This window comes from Halorubellus litoreus (assembly GCF_055378595.1).
Window position 1 is genome coordinate 1912469 of record NZ_AP043836.1, and the last position, 17701, is coordinate 1930169.

Below are 17701 nucleotides of genomic sequence, written 5' to 3' on the forward strand. Positions count from 1 at the left end.
ATTCTCCGTATTCGTCCGGCTGGGTCTCGGAACGTCCGCTTCGGGGCGCAAGTATTACCATTCCACGTCGGAAACGGCCTACTGATGGGGACATCCATGCTCGCAGGAGCGGCCGTGGCCAGCACCAGTTACACCGTGCCGTTCGTCGGTATCGAACTCGGGGAACCGGGCCTCACCGCCGTCGGCGGCTTCCTCATCGCCCTGTTGCTCATGGGGTCGGGGTTCTTCTCGTCGTCCGAGATCGCGTTGTTCTCCCTCCCGAACCACCAGATCGACGCGATGGTCGAACAGGGGAAACGCGGCGCGCTCGCGGTCCAGCGACTCAAGGAGGACCCCCACCGGTTGCTCGTCACCATCCTCGTCGGGAACAACATGGTGAACATCACGATGTCGTCGATCTCGACGACCATCGTCCAGTTCTACTTCGACCCGGGCGCGGCGGTCCTCGTCTCCTCGTTCGGCATCACGTCGATGGTCCTGATATTCGGTGAGAGCGCGCCGAAGTCCTACGCCGTCGAGAACACCGAACTGCACGCACGCCGCGTCGCGCGCGGACTGACGGTCGTCGAGAAGGTACTGTGGCCACTCATCACGCTGTTCTACTATCTGACGTCGCTCGTGAACAAGGTCACCGGCGGGAACGCGTCCATCGAGTCCACGTACGTCACTCGCGAGGAGATACGGAACATGATCAAGACCGGTGAACGCGAGGGTATCCTCGAAGAGGAGGAACGCGAGATGCTCCAACGCACCCTCCGGTTCACGAATGCGACCGCCAAGGAGGTGATGACGCCGCGCCTCGACATGGCCGCCATCTCCACGAACGCGAGCGTCGACACCGCCATCGAGGAGTGCATCCGGTCCGGGCACGCTCGCCTCCCCGCGTACGAAGGCAGTCTCGACAACGTCGTCGGCGTCTTCGACATCCGCGAACTCGAAGGGGACGACGCCGACGACTACGGCGACCTCACGGTCGCGGACGTCGTCAATCCGACGCTGCACGTCCCCGAGTCGAAGAACGTCGACGACCTCCTCTCGGAGATGCGCGAGAACCGACTGCACATGGTCATCGTCATCGACGAGTTCGGCGCCACCGAGGGCCTCATCACGATGGAGGACATGACCGAGGAGATCGTCGGCGAGATACTCGTCGGCGACGAGGACCACCCGATCGAGCTCGTCGACGACGACACCGTCGTGGCGAACGGCTCGGTGAACGTCGAAGCGGTCAACGAGGCGCTCGACATCGTCCTCCCGGAGGGCGAGGAGTTCGAGACCATCGCCGGGTTCCTGTTCAACCGCGCGGGCCGTCTCGTCGAGCAGGGCGAGGCGTTCGAGTACGAGAACGTGACGCTCCGCGCGGAAGACGTGGAGAACACTCGCGTCCAGAAGGTCCGCGTGACCGTCGACCGCGACCCGGGCGACGTGGTCGACGAAACGTCGGCGGACGACGTCCAGGAGCACGACTGACCGGGGTCAGCGCTCCGAGAGGCCGCGTTCAGACGTCCGCGAGCGGATCGTCGGCCCAGAACTCGCTGTCCTTCCGGAGCTCCGGCACCCACGTATCCGAGTCCCGCGCGAGCAGTGCGACCCTGGACTGCGGGACGTCCGCGAGGTGGTCGTGCTCGGGCATGTGCTCCTTGACGTCCTCGGTGAACGCGAGCACGTCCTCGTGGGCCGGCATCGCATCGCGGTCGAGGCGACCCCGCGAGTGCCCGACGTGCATGTACGCCTTCAGCTCCACGAAGTCCGGGTTCGCGCGCCGATAGAACGCCGCGTACCAGTCCGGACTATGCATGTTCTCGCCGTTCACGAGCGTCGTCCGCAGGACCGTCCGCGTCTCGTCTTTCCCCGCGAGGACGTCCATCGTGTCGACGAGGCGCTCCCACGCGTCGTCGTCCACGGCCTTCACGGTCGAATCGAACGTCGCCCGCTCGGGCGCGTCCACCGACACGTACAACTGCGTCGGGTCGCAGCGCTCGAGCACCTCGGGTTTCGTCCCGTTACTCACGAGGAACGTCGTGATATCGCGCTCGTGGAACTCGTCGATCAGCTCCGGCAGATACGGGTACAGCGTCGGCTCGCCGTCCAGACTGATGGCGACGTGCCGCGGCTCCATCGCCTGCTCGAACACCTCACGCGGCACGTTCTCGTTCCCGCCGTACCCCGACAGGAGCTTCCGCTGGAGTTCCACGGTCGCGTCCGCGACCGCCGCCGGGTCGTCCCACTCCACGTCCCCCAGCTCGTACGCGTGCCCGGCGTGATCGCGCCAACAGAACACGCAGCGCTCGTTGCACTTCACCACCGGCGTCATCTGCATGCACCGATGACTCTCGATCCCGTAGAACGCGTACTTGTAGCACTTCCCCTCGCCCTCCAGCGCGTTCTTCGTCCACCCACACGTCTGCGCCGCCGTGTGATTCACGCTATGATAGTTCGGGTCCGACACCTGCATCGGCCCGCCCTCGGCGTCCTCGCTATCGCTCATACCAACCCCCTCGCCGTCCAGCGGGGAAAAACACGCGGTGTCCACGCGCCCTACCGGCCGACGTCGAGAACGGACGACCGGAAACAGCGCCCGAGCGGGCGTCGCACGCCAGTCAGACCAGTTCGTCCACGTCCTGCAACTCCACGAACAACTGGTCGAGGACCGCGTCCGACTCGAACCCCACGTTCATCGCCGCCACCCCCATCTCCACCATCCACTGCTGGAAATCGTCCGACAACACGTCCACGTCCGACTCGAACAACACGTACAACCGCGACGGCTCCCCCTCGATCGGCGAATCCACGTACTCCGTATCCGCCACCTCACCCATCTCCACCACGTCGTGCAACACCGCGTGGTCGTTATCGTCAAGCGCCATACACACGCCTACGAACAGCACCCACAAACAACTACGGGACGACCCACCCCTCTCACCACCGAGCACCCACACCCAACACCAGCACAAGAACACTCACTCGGGGAACTCACAGCCACCGCTGGCGCGGCGGCTGTTCGCGTAATCGTTCGGAGAAGGTCCAGGGGCGAGAATCGAACCTCGGTCGGACGCGCTCGCTCACCCCCGTTCGCTGCGCGCGACCTCCCTGATTCAATTCTCTCCATCGGCGCTTCTCCTCTCTCAGGATGCTCACAGCCGCCGCGCGAGGCGGCGGCTGTTCGCGTGGTCGTTCGGAGAAGGTCCAGGTGCGAGAATTGAACCCGCGTCTCAGCCTCCACAAGGCTGAAGGATAGTCCACTACCCCAACCCGGACACGTTGCAGTTTGAGATACGATTCCTGTGATGGATATACGTTACGACTCGGGGCGGCCGCGTCGGTTGGTCGCACACTCCCGGCGGCGCAGGGGTTTACGTATCTTGTAAACATCTGGTGGTGGGTGGTTGGTGTCAGGACCCGCGACCGCCTCCGCACTGCACCTCGTCCTCCCCAGCCGACTCCGCGCGGCCTGCGGTCGCGGCTGTGGCGTGCGACGTGGTACCGCGAACGCGAACGACTTTTGGCGGTTCGTCGGTTACGAGTGGGCAACAGTGGCGATCACGGACAAGATCTACGTCAAGAACCACCGGCAGCTCTCCTCGCAGCTGGACACGAACATCCCGAAAGGAGCGTTCAAGGGGGCGACGCTGGACATCCTCTTCCAGGGCGGTGGCCTGGAGAAGCTCGACGAGGCGACCAGAGACCGCGTGCTGGACTTCGCGAAGGACTTCCTCGACTGCTCGTGCGACAACAACCCCTACTGCGGGCACCCCGAACGGAAGTTCATCCGGTACCTCCTCGAACTCCGCGCGCAAGGCCTCGGGCCGAGCGCCATCGTCGACGTGATGAGCGACGACTACATGCTGTACGCGTACGAGGGCGACATCCTCTCGTTCCTCGATCAGAGCGTGCGGACGCTCGAAGCCGCCGAGGAACTCGCGGACGTCGACGACCGACAGGAAGCAAGAGACCGCATGCGCTCCGCGAAACGCAACCTCTCCGGGTGAGACGCCTCCGTGTCAGTCGACCACCCGACGATATCCCTTTCGAAGTAGCCGACCGGCACCGAACACGGTCAGTACCGCGGCGCCGAAGACGACCCCCGAGTACACCAACTCGAACCGCGGAACGGGCGTGTACCGACCGAGCACGTACAGCACCACCAGTAGTAGCCAGAGGACGTACGACCCGAGGCCGACCCGATAGAGGACTTCACGCACGACTCTGCCTCGAACGTCCACTCGCTTTGAACTGTCGGAACCGATACCTGTCGGCTCGAGTTTACTGTTCCCGACCCCGCGTGCCCCGAAACCCCACAGAGCCAGACGCACCGGTACGCGCTACGGTACCGAACGAGAAACGACAGGTTGGTTCGAGAGCGACGAAACCAGGGGAACGCCGCCAGCGAGTCGTCCGTACTGAGAAGGAGACGGTCAGCCGACGTACGGCGTGTCCTCGTCGTCCTCTTCGGTTTCGCTCCCGTCGAGGTCCTCGAGGTGGATGACGTCCTCGCCGGGGTCGTCGTCCACCTCCTCGCGGAGCTTCGTGACGTACTGCTTGTACTCGTCGAGTTGGTCGCGGAGGTGGTCGGCTTCCAGTTCGAGGCGTTCGTGCTCGCGGACGAAGCTCTTCGGGACCTTCACCTTCGGTGGCCATTCCTCCTGGTCGGTGTCTTCCTCGCTGATCTCGTGCTCGGGCATCACCGCGACCTGGCCGTCGTGCGCGACCAGCATGTCGACGTAGTCGCGGAACACCGCCGACAGCGAGATGTCTCGTTCCTCCGCGATCTCCTGGAGCGTCTCGAACGCGTCCTCGTTCACGCGGAAGGAGATCGTCTTGTTCTTGTTCCCCATCCTAGGCGCGTACTATCGCGTTCACGCACTTAAGTATTTGTCAGACGCTCGCACGGACGGGCGCGATGCAGTAGAAAACGGCAGCGGTCAGCGGTCGAGAGGCCGGGCGGCGAGCGCCCCGGCGGTCAGGGCGCCGCTTCCGGCTCCGACTCCTCGGCCGCGTCGCCGTCCTCGACGATGGAGTCGAGCGCGGCCTCGGCCTCGCGACGGTACGTCTCCACGGCGGTATCGTACTCGTCGCGCGCCATCTCCGCGTACTCGTTCGTCTCGTCCTCGAACGCCTCGATGCGGTCGAGCGTCCGCTCGGCGGTCTCGACGATCCAGCGCTCGCGCGCGTTCTCGTCGCTCGCCGAGATGGACTCCGGCCGCAGCGAGACGTTCACGGTGCCGTCGTCCGTCTCGAACGTCGACGGCTTCCCGACGACCGCGACGTACTCCGGCGCCTCGGCGTCGCGGAGGAACGCGGTCGCGTCCGGCTGGTACTGGCCGGCGTACACGAAGAAGGTCCCCGTCGGACCGACCACGCGACCACGCCAGTACTCGGATTCGTCACCGATGTCCTCGGTCTCGGTCAGGGTGCCGACGACGAACACGCGGTTCGCGCGGTCCCCCGTGGGGAGCAGCGCGAAGTTCGGGGCGCGCTCGTCGTCGGATTCCTTGAACGTGAACGTTGCGTCGTTGAATTCGCGTGCGAAGACGCGTTTCGCGACTTCGCGAGTGGGTGCCTGACTCATGTCACATCGACCTCGCTCGTTCCAGCGCCGCGGTCGCATCGACCGGCTCGCTGAGCTGTTCGACGTCGTCCGCGAGCACGTACCGGCCGAACGTCGGGCCGCTCACGCGATAGTACGTGCCGATGACGAGGTCGCGGATCTCGTCGGCGACGACGGTCGTGTCGAGCGCGTCCATCGCCATGTCCTTCGCCTCCTCCAGGCTGATGCCGGTGATGGCTTCGGTCGTCTCCTTGTCGAAGATGACCTCGTGCGCGTCGACGCCGTCGTCGACGACGCCCTTGATGCGGAGGTCGAACTCGCCTTCGACCTCGCCGTGCTCGCTACAGCGGCCGTTCTGGAGGACGCGCGTGCAGTCCTCCTCCGGGCAGCGCTTGATGAGTCCGGAGCCGGACTGCATCGCGACGAGCGCGCCCTCGACGGTCGTCGAGTCGTCGCCGACCTCGATGTCCTCGTCGAGCTGCTCGATCGTGGTCGTCCGGTTGAGTTTCACCGAGTAGTTGCCCTGGTACTCGTCGGTGACGAGGTTCCCGAGCGCGTACACGGCGTCCTCCTCGAGTTTCGGGAGGTCGCTGGACGCGAACGCGGTGAACTTGATGGTGCCCGATTCGTCGCCGAGCAGCCCGACCTGGGCGACGGCGTCGCTCCGAGGGTCCCAGAGGTCGACGACCTTCGCGGTGACGTCGATCCACTGTTCGTCCTCGTCGACGTCCGCGACCTGGACGTGGTCGTTCGAGCCGCTGCCGCCACCGAGCGCGTCGCGCTCCATGCCGGCTTCGTCGAGGTAGTGGCTCGTGACAGAGCGCCGTGCCTCGTCGAGCGGGACTTTGTACTCGTCGACGAGCGTGCTGAGGCGTTCCTCGACGTCGTCGACGTCGATGTCGATGTGGTCCGAGAACTGTTCGTGTATGTCTTCGGCGTGGTCTCGCAGATCGCTCATGTTGGGTTCCTGTCTCCGCGTGTGTTTCGTGGGAGACGCATCGACCTTCGCGCCCGATGGTATTTAAACTGTGGTATGCGGAGTGAAAGTGAAGACGGGCGGTCTGGGCGTCGAGAGGGCGCTTCGCTGGGGGTGGTCGACGCCCGCTGGCGGTCGATTTCGGGTCTCGACGGTCTCCCGTCCGTGGGCGAAGACGCTTTCCGCGGCCCGCCCGGACGGGGACGTATGGGAGACGGCGACGACATCGCTGAGCGCCTGCGGGATTCGCTGCGCGCGGCGGGGCGGCGGTACGCGGAGGCCCAGAAGGCGTACCGGACCGGCCGGGCGACCGCGGAGCTGCCGCAAGACGAGCACGGCCGGCACAAGATCGTCTGCCGGCGGTACGTCGAGAAGCGCGCGGCGTTCGTCGACGACCAGGGGCGGCCGGCGTGCTTCGAGGAGGGCCACCCGGACTGCGAGGGCTGCGCGGAGGACGTCCGCGAGGGGTGCGTGCAGACGTGGTGAACGAGGCGTCCGCGGGCGCTGGCGGCGTGGACGTCCCGGTCGTCGCGTGCGTGCTCGCCGGCGGCACCGGGACGCGGCTATATCCGGCGAGTCGAAGCGACCGCCCGAAGCAGTTCCTCGCGCTCGACGGCGAGTGCTCGCTGCTCGCGGAGACGGTCGACCGCGTCGCGTTCGCAGACGAGACGGTGGTCCTGACCGGCGACCGGCACGCGGCCGCGGTCCGCGAGCACGCACCCGACGCTACGGTGTTCGTCGAACCGGAACCGAAGGACACGGGGCCGGCGCTCGCGTACGCCGCGCAGCGCGTTCGCGACGAGTTCGGCGAGTGCGTCATGTGCTGCGTCCCGGCGGACCACCACGTCGACGGCGACTTCGCTGCGGTCGCCCGGCACGCTGCCCGCGTCGCGGTCGACACGGACGGACTCGTGACGATGGGCGTCGAACCGACGCGACCGGCGACGGGGTACGGGTACGTCGAACCCGCCGCGTTCCAGCAGACGGCGGACGGCGGCGAGTACGCACCCGTCGCGGCGTTCCGCGAGAAGCCCGACCGGGCGACCGCCGAGCAACTGCTCGACCTCGGGTGTCTCTGGAACGCGGGGGTGTTCGCGTGGACGCCCGACGCGTTCCTCCGCGAGTGCGAGGAGACGCCGCTCTCGTCGCTCGCGGAGGACGCGCTCGACCTGGAGTCGGCGTTCGCCGTCGCGCCCGCGATCAGCGTCGACTACGCGGTCCTCGAACGCACCAGCGACGCGTACGTCGTCCCCGCGACGTTCGCGTGGGACGACCTCGGCTCGTGGGACGCCCTCGCGCGCATCCTCGACGCCGACACCGACGGGAACGCCGTCCTCGGTTCGGACGACGGCCCGGCCGGCGACGCCATCCTCGTCGACACCACGGACAGCGTCGTCGCGACCGACGACGCACACGTCTCGGTGGTCGACTGCGAGGACATCGTCGTCGCGGCGTTCGACGACCGCGTGCTCGTCGCGCCGCGAGACGCGAGCCAGCGCGTCCGCGACGTCGTCGCCGAACTCCGCGAACGCGACGCCTTCTGAGTGCTCGCTGTCGGAGCGCTAGCTTCGCAGGCTCCCGCCGTCGACGGGGACGCTCACGCCGTTCACGTAGCTCGCACGGTCGCTGGCGAGGAACGCGACGACGTCCCCGAGTTCCTGTGGGTCGCCGATGCGTTCGAGCGGGACGCCCTCGCCCCACTCCGCCAGCCCGTCAGCGTACGTCTCGTGGTCGCCGCGCTCGACCGCGTCCTCGACGAGTTCCTCGATGCGGCTCGTCTCGTGTGCGCCCGGGAGGACGGCGTTCGCGCGGACGCTCGGGCCGAACTCGTGACTCACGGACTTGACGAGGCCGATGACCGCCCGCCGGACGGCGTTCGAGAGGACGAGGTCGTCGATGACCTCGCGGACGCTCCGGGACGTGATCGCCGTCCACGTCCCCTTCTCGCTCGCGTCGAGATGGGGGTACGCCTCGCGGAGCGTCCAGACGGCGCTCATCACGAGCGTGTCGTACGCGCCGTACCAGTCGCGGTCCTCCATGTCGAGGAACCCGCCCGACGGCGGGCCGCCGGCGGACGTCACGAGGTGGTCGATGCCGCCGAACTCGTCGGCGGTCGCGTCGACGAGCGCGCTCACGTCCGCGGGGTCGGTCAGGTCCGCGGGCTGTGCGAGCACGCGGCCGTCTCCGACGGCTTCGAGGTCCGCCTCGGCGGCCGCGAGTCGCTCCTCGTCCCGACCACAGATCGCCACGTGTGCGCCCTCACGAGCCAGTGCTTCGGCGCTCGCGTATCCGAGCCCGCTCGAACTCGCCGTTACCAGCGCCACGTCACCGTCAAGATGCAGGTCCATGCCAAGGGCGACGCTCGCAGAGAACTAATAGCATGTGCCGCCGGCAGCGCTCGTCGCGACAGGTGCGCACGCGCGTCGCCACTCGATGCGTCGAGCGCGACTCGCAGAAGCGACGGGTCGAGAGCGGTCTGCAGAAACGGACGGCGGTTGGACTGTCCAGGTCGATGGGCTGCCCGCGACGGCCGGCTAGTTCCCCCAGAAGTTCTCGCGACTCCCGAGGCGTTCGCGGTCGACGCGCCGGCCGCTATCGTCGTCCTCGTCGTCGTCGGCGTCGGCTTCGTCGGGGTCGTCGTACCCGAGTTCGGCGCCGTCACCGTCGTCGAGGTCCTCGTCCATCGGGAGGCGCTCGATCTCGTCGGCGCGAGCGTGATTCGAGTGGACGTTCGTGACCTTCACTCTCGCGCGAGCCTCCGGGAGGACGCCGTCGACCATCACGATGAAGCCGTCCTCGGTGCGGCCGACGCCAGCGCCGCTCTCGTGGATGTCCGTTACCTCCACGACTATCTCTTCCCCGGGCTTCACGGGCTGGGTCTTCAAGTCAGAGATCGGCTGGTCGTAGTCCTTGCACCACTCCATGCCGCTCCGGTCGCCGTAGGATTGACACCCCATGCCGGCGACGCGCTCTGTGAATCGCGGGCAGTCGTCGGCGAGTGGACAGTCCGACATGGCCATCAGTTGCGGCCCGCGAGGCAAAACGCTTGCGTTGGGGCGGTGTCCCACGCCCATTGCGCGTTCACGCGTCCAGCCGTGAGTAAAACCAAGCACTGGTCCGTTGGACCAACTATGCTACCAGAATGACGCGTTCGCTGTGGGTGCGGCGGCGTCGAGTGATCGACCCTTCGGGCGTCCGGTGCGCTGGCTCCCCGCTCGCGGTCTGGGACGCGACTGAGCGATTACGGGGATTCGTCCGGTGACGGTCGGTCACGGCGGTACCTCTTTCCTGCCGGCGCCACTCGGGTCGAGCATGTCGCTCACCGTCGCGGAGGTGCAGGCGAACGACCCCGCCGAGCGAGCGTACGTGGACGCGCTGGAGGCGTACGTCGACGACGTGGACGTCGAGGTCGCGTCGCGGACCGCGTCCGTCGCCGGCGACCGGATTCACTACCTCGAAGCGGGCGACGGCCCGCCGCTGCTCTGCCTGCACGGCCTCAGTACGAACGCCGCGACGTGGCTCCCGCTGTTCGACGCGCTCGCCGACGAGTTCCGCGTCGTCGCGCCGGACCGCCCCGGCCGCGGGCTGTCGACGGCCGTGGACTACGCGACCGTGGACTTCCGCGAGTTCGGCGTCGACTACGTCACGGGCCTCATGGACGCGCTCGACGTCGACGCGACGCGCGTCCTCGGGAACTCCCTGGGCGGGATGCAGGCGCTGCACCTCCAGGTCGACCACCCCGAGCGCGTCGACCGGACGTGCCTCGTCGGCGCGCCCGGCGGGCTCTCCCGGAAGGTCCCGTGGGTGTTCCGCCTGACGTACGCGCCGAAGGTCGGCCCGTGGTTGTTCCGCCGGTCGATCGCCGACTCGCTCGACGACGCCCGCGAGCAGTGGAACCTCATCAACCTCGAGGACGACAGCGCGCTCGACGACGCGCTCCTCGAGGTCGGCCTCGCGGGCGAACGGGTTCCCGGACAGACCGACAGCCTCGTCGCGCTGAACACGACCGCGGGCACGCTCCGCGGCGGAATGCACGCGCGGTTCGTCGTCCGCGACGAACTCGAGACGAGCACGGTCCCGACGCGGTTCGTCTGGGGGACCGAGGACTTCTTCTGGCCGCCAGCCGTCGGCCGTCCGGTCGCCGACGCCATGCCCGACGGCGAGATGGTCGTCCTCGACGACCACGGCCACACGCCGTGGCTCGAACCGACCACGGACGCCCGGGACGCCATCCTCGCGTTCCTCAGTCCCGAGTAGTTCCTCGGCCCCGGGTAGTTCCTCGGCCCCGAGTGACCGTCGAACGCGCCCCGAGCGCGGCCGCGTTCAGGCGGCGTCGAGCCTGAAGACGACGCCGTCGGCCGCGTCCGGGTTGTCGCCTTCGCCGCAGACGACGACGGCGCCGTCGACGACCGCCGGCGAGGACGGATGGAAGCCGCCAGCGGCGCCGTCGAACCGCCACCGGACACCGCCGTCGAGTCCGGCGGCGACGAGTCCGCCCCCTCGCCCGGTGACGTACACCGCGTCGTCGGTGACGGCGGGCGACGACGAGACGTTCTCGCCGACGGGGAGGAACCACTCCTGGCTGCCCGTGCTCGCGTCGAACGCGTGCAGGCTCCCGTTCCACGTCCCGCAGTAGACGACGCCGTCGCCGACCGCCGGCGACGCACTGATCGGCGCGCCGGTCGACGCGACCCATCGCTCCGCGCCGGACCCGCGTTCGAGCGCGTACACGTTCCCGTCCCAGCAGCCGACGACGAGCGCGTCGGCCGCGACCGCGGGCGTCGACGCGACGAAGTGCGGGAACGACTGCGTGCCGAGGACGTCCCCGTTCGACGCGTCGAGCACGTGCAGTCCGGCGCGAGCGTCGAGCCTCGCAGCGGTCGCGTGCGGCTCCGTCTCGACGTCGCCACCGCGGTAGAACTGGTCGTAGTACAGGACGTCGAACAGGTCGTCGACGCCCGACGGGAGTTCGTTCGGCGTCGTACTCGCGACGTAGAGCGACCCGTCGTCGAGCGCGGGCGACGCGAGCACGGTCCGGCCGCCGGTCTCGTACCGCCAGCGCTCCGAGCCGTCCGCAGCGTCGAGCGCGTGCACGACGCCCGTCGTCGACGCCACGTAGACGACCCCGTCACCGACGGCCGGCGACGCGAACGCACCGCCGTCGATGGACGCCTGCCACTCGAACGCGCCCGAGGACGCGTTCAGCGCGTACGCGGTACCGCCGTCGAGCGACGCCACGAACACGGTCCCGTCCACGACCGCCGGCGACCCGACCGTGTCCGAGTCCCCCGGCAGTTGCTGGGACCACACCAGCGACCCGTCGGTCCCGTCGAGCGCGACGAGCACGCCCTCGTCGGCGAGGACGTACGCGCGACCGTCCGCGACCACGGGCGACGAGATCGCCGCGACCGGGTCGGACGGTTTCGACCGCCAGGTCGCTTCCACGGACGCACTCGGGCCAGCAGCGGTCGTGCGGCCGGTGTTCGCAGCGTCACCGCGGAACTGCCGCCACGTCCCCGACAGCGCCGTCGCGGACCCCGGGTCCTCGTCGGTCGGTTCCTCGGTGGGCGCTTCGGTCGTCGGCGCCGCGCTCGACGGCGGCGCCGGCTCGTCCGTCCCGGGTACCGTCGTTCCCTCCGCGGTCGCCCCCTCGCCCCCCTCCAATCGCAGGCAGCCCGCGAGCGACAACCCGCCGGTGACTGCCGCCAAGAATCGACGTCGCTTCGCCATACGCGTTCCTTGTGAGAAACGTACATGAAACTGCGGGCCGAGGGGGCGACCATCACTCGGACTCCCGTTCGACGTCGCCTCGCCACCGAATCCACCGCCCGCTCGCAGTCCTTATCGTTCCCCGATGCCTACATATCGCATGCGTTCCCCGCCGCAGGCACCCTCGCTCGCGTTCGTCCTCGGCGTCTGCCTCGTCGTCGCCGGCGTCGTCCTCGGCGTCGGTGCCATCCGCTTCGAGTTCGCGTACGCCGGCGTCACCACGGACCTCGCCGACGCCGACTGGGTCGTCGACTACCCGGACCTCACCGCTGCCGACCGCGACCGCGTCACCGCCGGCATCGCCGGCGACCGCTACGTCACCGACAGCCTCGGCGCCCTCCCCGGCCCCGGACGCGGCCCCATCGCCGTCCGCTACGCCGGCGAGTACCACCTGTTCGCGCGCCGAACCTACTTCGACCCGTTCACCCAGTTCGGCGTCGCCGCGCTCGCCACCGCCGCCAGCGGCTTCGCCGCGATCGTCTTCGCGTTCCACACCCGCGACCGCCGACAACGCCGCCGCTCCTACCCCGTCTGAACCGATACAAGTACTGAGAATCGTCGACTTCCCGCGACCCGGCGACCTGGCGGTCGCCGGATGCTGGAACAGTCAGGCCAGCGGCGTACGCTCGACGACGGTCCCGTTCACCGTCGGGTACTGCTCCACGATCTCGCCCTCGTCGACGTCGCCCTCCTCGATCATCTCCTCTAAGAGCCACCACGCGACCTCGACGTGCTCCGACTTGACCGTGTAGAACTCCTCGGGCACGCCCAGTGCCTCGAAGCGCTCCGCGGGAACCGTCGTCTTCCCGTAGACGAGCGTCCCGTCGTCGGTGACCTCGTCGAACTCCCGGCGGATGTTCCGCGCCATCCGCTTCAGGCGCCGGCGGTGCTGGGCGGCGTCCTTGAACACCGACGTGCAGAAGTACACCTTCTCGTGGTCGCCCATCACGTCGAGGATGTCCTCGCGCGACCCCTCGACGGCGCTCATGTGGCCGTCCTTCAGCTCGAAGCCCTCCTCCTGCATGCGGCGGTAGTTCCCGTCGCTCATCTCGAACTCGTTGATGTTACAGAACTCCGCCGCGCCCTCGTCGAGGAACTCGAGGAACTCCGGTTCCGCGTAGATGCCCGGAATCTCGAACGCCGGCGTCAATCCTTCCTCGCGAGCGACGTAGAGGATGTCCTCCCACTCGGTCCCGTGCATGTCGCCCCAGAGTTCGACGGGCGGATGGAATCTGATCTCGTCGAGGCCCGCTTCCGAGAGGCGCCGCATGTTCTCGCGACCGCCGGGGATGCCCGTGTAGAGGTGCGTGTGGTGGTCCTCGCCGAACTCGTCCTTCAGTAGTGAAAGGTAGTGGCACGTGCGGTCCATCGCCTCCTGGGGTTCCCCGCCAGTGATGGACGTGCCGAGGGCGTCCATGCGCTTCGCTTCCTGGATGACGTCCTCGTCGCTCTCGACGAGACGCTCGTTCGCGTACACGTCCGTGACGTTCTTCCGGTTCTCGCCGAGCGGACAGTAGAAGCAATCGCGCTGGTCGCAGTACCCGTAGACGAACATCACCATCTTGCCGCCCTTGGCGCACTGCTCGCAGCCCTTCGATATCATTCCTTGCACCTAGCAACCGCGTCGAGCGGGAAAAAGCGTGCGAAACGCGGACGCTGGCGCTCGCCGGACGTGCGAGTCCTCCTCACGGACCCCCTCGGCGCGGTCCCTGCGGTTTCGGTGGCGTGGGTCGGGTCCGCCGTACCTGCCCCGCCAGTTATCCCGTCCGCGACCGCAGTGTCGTGTGAGAGAATGACTGTCGATGAGGGTTCGGAGGCGACCGTCGACGACGCCGCCGAAGAGCTCGCCGACGGGAGCGACGACGAGGCGGAGTCGCGCACCCAGCGCGTGGTCGAGTTCTCGGAGTCGCTCATCCGTGGTATCGAGATCGTGGCCGCGTACGTCCTCGTCGTCCTGTTCGCGATCGGCGTGTTCGACCTCTCGCTCCAGATCGGCGAGCAGGCGTTCACGCCGAACATCTTCGACCCCGAGGTCGTCGTCGGGTTCATCGACACCGCGCTCCTCCTGTTCATCATCGTCGAGGTCTACCAGACCGTCGTCGCGTACACCCGACGCGACGAGACTCGTAGCATCGTCCGGCTCGTCCTCTACACGGGCATCATCGCCATCGTCAGGAAGGTCATCGTCTACCGCACCGACACGTTCGCGACGAAGACCGATGCCCTCCTCACCGCCGCTGCCTACGCGGTCATCTTGCTCTCGCTCGGCGCGCTCCTCTACGTCGAACGCGAAGCCGTCAGCGACTCGTAGCCCGCAGCCAGCGGGTGGCCACTACGCGGTCAGGTGAGGTCGGCGGCGTCGACGACGGTCGCGAACTCGCCGTCGAGGTGCGCGAGCGCGGCGCGATGGGACGCCTCGGCGGGCAGGACCTCGCCGTCGTGTGTGGTGCGGTCGAACGTCGCGGTCGCGTCGGCGACGACGGTGACGTCGAACCCGCGGTTCTCCGCCATCCGCGCGGTCGTGGACACGCAGTGGTCGGTCGTCAGCCCACAGAGGACGAGCCGGCCGATGCCGCGGTGGTCGAGCCACGGCTGGAGGTCGGTGTCGACGAACGCGCCGTTGACGGACTTGTGGAAGACGGGTTCGCCGTCTGTGGGTTCCGCCTCGGTCTTGAACGCGTTCCCGGGCGCGTCCGGGCGGAGCGGCGAGTCCGGTTCGGTCGAGTCGTGCTTGACGTGGACGACCGGCCAGCCGCGGCGCCGCCACGACGACAGGAGGTCGCCGACGCGCGCCTCCGCGTCGGGGTTGTTCCGGTCGCCCCACGCCGGGTCGTCGAACCCCTCCTGGACGTCGACGAGGACGAGCGCCGTCCCGGGGTCCGGCAGGATGCGCTCGCCGGACTCGGTCGTGTCGGACGTCACGCGCTCTCACCGTCGCCCGGCGATGCGGTCGCGTCGTCTTCTGGGCCCGCGTCGTCGTTCGAGCTCGCGACGTCGACGGGGTGGACGTCGAGCGGGCAGGCGTCGTCGGCGAACGCCTCGTCGCCCGCGGGAAGGAGGTACTGTTTCCACTCGTGGCTGTCGTCGTCCTCCCAGTCCCCGATGTGGGCGTGGGGGTGCGTGCCGTCGTAGTCCTCGATGCGGTCGTGTATCTGCTCGCGGGCGCGCTGGCCGGCGTCGGTGTCGCCCGTGATGCCCGCGAAGACGCTCCGCGGTTGGAAGGTGACCTCGAGGCCGACGCCGTTGTACCGGCTGGCGCGCTCGTCGTAGAACGGTGCGGCCCCCGTGACGAACATCGGTTCGCCGGCGTAACAGAACTCGAACTGCGGGTGCGCGGGGTCGGTCGCGATGTCCGCGGGCCAGGGCGCGGTGTCGGCGTCGTGGAGGGACTGGAGGACGCGCCAGAACGCCTCCCGGTAGTCGGCCTCGGTCCAGGCGTCGGGGTCCGCGGGTGGTTCGAAGAACGTCACGAGGCTCGTGCGCGGGCCGTGCATCTCGCGCGTCGCCAGGTACGCCGCGACGACGTCGGCGAGCGCGTCCAGGGCGGTCGCGTCGAGCGCGTCCGCGCCGACCGCGTTCGTGCCGTCCGCGAGCGGGACGAACGTGTAGAGCGCGCCGCCGTTGCGCTGGGCGTCGACGCCGAAGTGACACGGGAAGTCCGTGCCGTTGCGTTCGCCGAGGAGCTTCTCGTCGAACGCTTCGTACTGTCGTCGCGCCCACGCGGGCAGCGTCCCGTTCTCGATGCGACGCTCCACGCGGGGCTGCTCGAAGAGCCGGACCACGTCGCCGCCGACCAGTTCCTCCCGTCCGCTCGCGACGCCGGTGCTCATGCGCTAGTGCTCGGGTCTACGACGTCATGAACGCGTCGGAATCAGACCCCCTGCGACCGTTGGCGGTCCGCAACCACCCACCAGACCTGTTGGCCGAAACCAATTTATCTTCAAATGTGTTAGTCGGTGACATGGGCGTCATCGTGGCGATGGTCGTTCTCGGTGCGGTCGCGCCGTTCGCGGTCCTCGCGTGGGTCGTCCACCGCGGGAGTCCGGGCGGCCGCGTCCGCTCGCTCGCCGAGCGGAAGGACGCCGGTCGACGCGTCGACACGCACGCGGTCCGCGACCGCACCGAGGCCGCCGAAACCGCACAGAAACACCTGCAGCAGCGGACCGGCGACCGCGGGCTCCTCGCCCGCCTCCGCGGCCGGCGCGGGAGCTGACCGCGTGGACTGGCGGCGGCGCCGTGGACGACCGCGACCAACCAAAAACAGATAAACGGCGACGGCGAACGTACCGACGATGCTGCTCGTGGTGTGCGTCGACCTGGACGACGACGTCGGCCGGAAGACCGACGTGGAGACGCCGGTCGTCGGTCGCGACGCGGTCGAGGACGCCGCCGTCAAGCTCGCGACCGCGGACCCCGAGGACTCCGACGTGAACGTGCTCTTCCAGGGCGTGCACCTCGCCGACACCATCACCGACCAGCGCGTCGAGGTGGCGGCGGTCACGGGCAACGAGAAGGGCGACGTCCGCGCGAACCGCGCGGTCGGCGACGAGGTCGACGAGGTCCTCGCGGGCCTCGCGACGAGCGAGGAGGTGAAGGCGCTCATCGTCACGGACGGCGCGCAGGACGAGTCCGTCATCCCCGTCATCCGCTCCCGGGTCACCGTCGACGGCGTCAGGCGCGTCGTCGTCCGGCAGGCCCAGGACCTCGAGTCGATGTACTACACGCTCAAGCAGGTGATGAACGACCCCGAGACCCGCGGGACCATCCTCGTGCCGCTCGGCATCCTGCTCTTGATCTACCCGCTCGCCATCCTCGCGGACCTCCTCCAGCTCCCGGGCGAAGTCCTGGGACTCTCCTCGGCCGCGATCGGGTTCTACGTGCTCGGCCGCGGCCTCGGCGTCGGCGACAAGCTCGACGCGACCGTCGAGCGCGTGCGGTCGTCGCTGTACGCCGGCCGGATGACGATACTGAGTTACGTCGTCGCCGCGGCGCTGCTCGGCGTCGGCGGCATCACGGGCGTGGAGACCCTCGACACCGTCCGCGGGCGCACCGCGGGCGAACTCGGTGTCCTCCAGGTGCTCGCCGCGCTCGTCTACGGCGCCGTCCAGTGGTTCGCCGCCGCCGGCGTCACCACGAGCCTCGGCCAGATAACCGACGAGTACATCGCCGGCCGCCTCGAGTGGCGGTACCTGAACGCGCCGTTCTACGTCGTCGCCATGGGGATGGTGCTCTACGGCGTCAGCGCGTACTTCCTCGAACTCGTCTCGCTCCCGTTCCTCGCCGCGACCCTCCTCAGCGGGACGCTGCTCGGGGTCGCCTCCACGCTCGCGTTCGCGGTCGCCGAGACGCACTTCGGCGGCGACGCAGAGGACGACCCCGACCGCGTCGACCCCGCGAACTGACCGCGG

The 17701-nt window shown here is 68.5% G+C and carries 21 protein-coding genes and 1 tRNA gene; 9 read left to right on the forward strand and 13 right to left on the reverse strand.

The genetic code is table 11. The features are described 5' to 3' along the window. The first annotated feature begins 84 nt into the window (after positions 1-84). A complete protein-coding gene (locus tag ACZ48X_RS13715) occupies positions 85-1470 on the forward strand; it encodes a hemolysin family protein (protein WP_336349178.1) in 1386 nt (461 codons plus the stop codon). A 28-nt stretch (positions 1471-1498) separates the two neighbouring features. Here the strand turns inward: ACZ48X_RS13715 and twy1 are convergent, their stop codons facing one another. The 3 genes from twy1 to ACZ48X_RS13730 form a co-directional block, all read right to left on the reverse strand. Continuing rightward, positions 1499-2488 (reverse strand): 4-demethylwyosine synthase TYW1, encoded by a 990-nt coding sequence (gene twy1 / locus ACZ48X_RS13720; RefSeq protein ID WP_336349177.1) that lies wholly within the window; start codon positions 2486-2488, stop codon positions 1499-1501. A 112-nt stretch (positions 2489-2600) separates the two neighbouring features. Continuing rightward, on the reverse strand, positions 2601-2867 hold the full coding sequence (locus ACZ48X_RS13725) for a hypothetical protein (RefSeq protein WP_336349176.1): 267 nt from the start codon (positions 2865-2867) through the stop codon (positions 2601-2603). Between the two features lie 317 nt (positions 2868-3184). Then, positions 3185-3257: transfer RNA gene (locus tag ACZ48X_RS13730), tRNA-His, on the reverse strand. 276 nt (positions 3258-3533) lie between these two features. Here ACZ48X_RS13730 and ACZ48X_RS13735 point away from each other — a divergent pair. Further along, positions 3534-3989: a DUF5814 domain-containing protein gene (locus ACZ48X_RS13735; protein WP_336349175.1), complete on the forward strand. Its 456-nt coding sequence runs from the start codon at positions 3534-3536 to the stop codon at positions 3987-3989. Between the two features lie 12 nt (positions 3990-4001). Here the strand turns inward: ACZ48X_RS13735 and ACZ48X_RS13740 are convergent, their stop codons facing one another. The 4 genes from ACZ48X_RS13740 to ACZ48X_RS13755 form a co-directional block, all read right to left on the reverse strand. After that, a complete protein-coding gene (locus ACZ48X_RS13740; RefSeq protein WP_336349174.1) occupies positions 4002-4202 on the reverse strand; it encodes a hypothetical protein in 201 nt (66 codons plus the stop codon). 213 nt (positions 4203-4415) lie between these two features. After that, on the reverse strand, positions 4416-4835 hold the full coding sequence (locus ACZ48X_RS13745; RefSeq protein ID WP_336349173.1) for a DUF8146 domain-containing protein: 420 nt from the start codon (positions 4833-4835) through the stop codon (positions 4416-4418). Positions 4836-4960: 125 nt separating this feature from the next. Next, positions 4961-5569 (reverse strand): RPA family protein, encoded by a 609-nt coding sequence (locus tag ACZ48X_RS13750; RefSeq protein ID WP_336349172.1) that lies wholly within the window; start codon positions 5567-5569, stop codon positions 4961-4963. Between the two features lies 1 nt (position 5570). Next, the gene (locus ACZ48X_RS13755) at positions 5571-6506 is read right to left on the reverse strand and encodes a replication factor A (RefSeq protein ID WP_336349171.1); all 936 of its coding nucleotides are present in this window, start codon (positions 6504-6506) and stop codon (positions 5571-5573) included. Between the two features lie 225 nt (positions 6507-6731). On the opposite strand from ACZ48X_RS13755, the gene ACZ48X_RS13760 reads away from it, so the two are divergent. Together ACZ48X_RS13760 and ACZ48X_RS13765 are read left to right on the forward strand one after the other, a co-directional pair. Next, the gene (locus ACZ48X_RS13760; protein ID WP_336349170.1) at positions 6732-7010 is read left to right on the forward strand and encodes a DUF7091 family protein; all 279 of its coding nucleotides are present in this window, start codon (positions 6732-6734) and stop codon (positions 7008-7010) included. Between the two features lie 26 nt (positions 7011-7036). Continuing rightward, positions 7037-8068 (forward strand): mannose-1-phosphate guanylyltransferase, encoded by a 1032-nt coding sequence (locus ACZ48X_RS13765; RefSeq protein ID WP_336349663.1) that lies wholly within the window; start codon positions 7037-7039, stop codon positions 8066-8068. Positions 8069-8086: 18 nt separating this feature from the next. On the opposite strand, the gene ACZ48X_RS13770 is transcribed toward ACZ48X_RS13765, so the two are convergent. Both ACZ48X_RS13770 and ACZ48X_RS13775 read right to left on the reverse strand, forming a co-directional pair. Continuing rightward, positions 8087-8872 carry an SDR family oxidoreductase gene (locus ACZ48X_RS13770; protein ID WP_336349169.1) on the reverse strand — a complete coding sequence of 262 codons (786 nt, stop codon included), beginning with the start codon at positions 8870-8872 and terminating at the stop codon, positions 8087-8089. A 186-nt stretch (positions 8873-9058) separates the two neighbouring features. After that, the gene (locus ACZ48X_RS13775; RefSeq protein WP_336349168.1) at positions 9059-9538 is read right to left on the reverse strand and encodes a TRAM domain-containing protein; all 480 of its coding nucleotides are present in this window, start codon (positions 9536-9538) and stop codon (positions 9059-9061) included. 298 nt (positions 9539-9836) lie between these two features. On the opposite strand from ACZ48X_RS13775, the gene ACZ48X_RS13780 reads away from it, so the two are divergent. Beyond that, a complete protein-coding gene (locus ACZ48X_RS13780; protein ID WP_336349167.1) occupies positions 9837-10781 on the forward strand; it encodes an alpha/beta fold hydrolase in 945 nt (314 codons plus the stop codon). 66 nt (positions 10782-10847) lie between these two features. On the opposite strand, the gene ACZ48X_RS13785 is transcribed toward ACZ48X_RS13780, so the two are convergent. Continuing rightward, the gene (locus ACZ48X_RS13785) at positions 10848-12254 is read right to left on the reverse strand and encodes an outer membrane protein assembly factor BamB family protein (protein WP_336349166.1); all 1407 of its coding nucleotides are present in this window, start codon (positions 12252-12254) and stop codon (positions 10848-10850) included. 139 nt (positions 12255-12393) lie between these two features. Between ACZ48X_RS13785 and ACZ48X_RS13790 the strand changes: the two genes are divergently transcribed. Beyond that, entirely contained in the window at positions 12394-12828 is a 435-nt protein-coding gene (locus ACZ48X_RS13790; RefSeq protein WP_336349165.1) for a DUF7979 domain-containing protein, read from the forward strand. 72 nt (positions 12829-12900) lie between these two features. On the opposite strand, the gene ACZ48X_RS13795 is transcribed toward ACZ48X_RS13790, so the two are convergent. Further along, the gene (locus tag ACZ48X_RS13795) at positions 12901-13896 is read right to left on the reverse strand and encodes a radical SAM protein (RefSeq protein WP_336349164.1); all 996 of its coding nucleotides are present in this window, start codon (positions 13894-13896) and stop codon (positions 12901-12903) included. A 189-nt stretch (positions 13897-14085) separates the two neighbouring features. Here ACZ48X_RS13795 and ACZ48X_RS13800 point away from each other — a divergent pair, with 189 nt between their 5' ends. Further along, positions 14086-14604 (forward strand): phosphate-starvation-inducible PsiE family protein, encoded by a 519-nt coding sequence (locus ACZ48X_RS13800; protein WP_336349163.1) that lies wholly within the window; start codon positions 14086-14088, stop codon positions 14602-14604. A 29-nt stretch (positions 14605-14633) separates the two neighbouring features. Here ACZ48X_RS13800 and ACZ48X_RS13805 read toward each other — a convergent pair whose 3' ends face one another. Both ACZ48X_RS13805 and ACZ48X_RS13810 read right to left on the reverse strand, forming a co-directional pair. Next, positions 14634-15215, reverse strand: coding sequence for a cysteine hydrolase family protein (locus ACZ48X_RS13805; RefSeq protein WP_336349162.1), 582 nt, complete (start codon positions 15213-15215; stop codon positions 14634-14636). Next, positions 15212-16123 carry a YqcI/YcgG family protein gene (locus ACZ48X_RS13810; protein ID WP_336349161.1) on the reverse strand — a complete coding sequence of 304 codons (912 nt, stop codon included), beginning with the start codon at positions 16121-16123 and terminating at the stop codon, positions 15212-15214. Before ACZ48X_RS13810 ends, ACZ48X_RS13805 begins: the two co-directional genes overlap by 4 nt. A gap of 131 nt (positions 16124-16254) precedes the next feature. On the opposite strand from ACZ48X_RS13810, the gene ACZ48X_RS13815 reads away from it, so the two are divergent. Both ACZ48X_RS13815 and ACZ48X_RS13820 read left to right on the forward strand, forming a co-directional pair. Beyond that, on the forward strand, positions 16255-16506 hold the full coding sequence (locus ACZ48X_RS13815) for a hypothetical protein (protein ID WP_336349160.1): 252 nt from the start codon (positions 16255-16257) through the stop codon (positions 16504-16506). A gap of 79 nt (positions 16507-16585) precedes the next feature. Beyond that, a complete protein-coding gene (locus tag ACZ48X_RS13820; protein ID WP_336349159.1) occupies positions 16586-17695 on the forward strand; it encodes a DUF373 family protein in 1110 nt (369 codons plus the stop codon). Positions 17696-17701 lie beyond the last annotated feature (6 nt).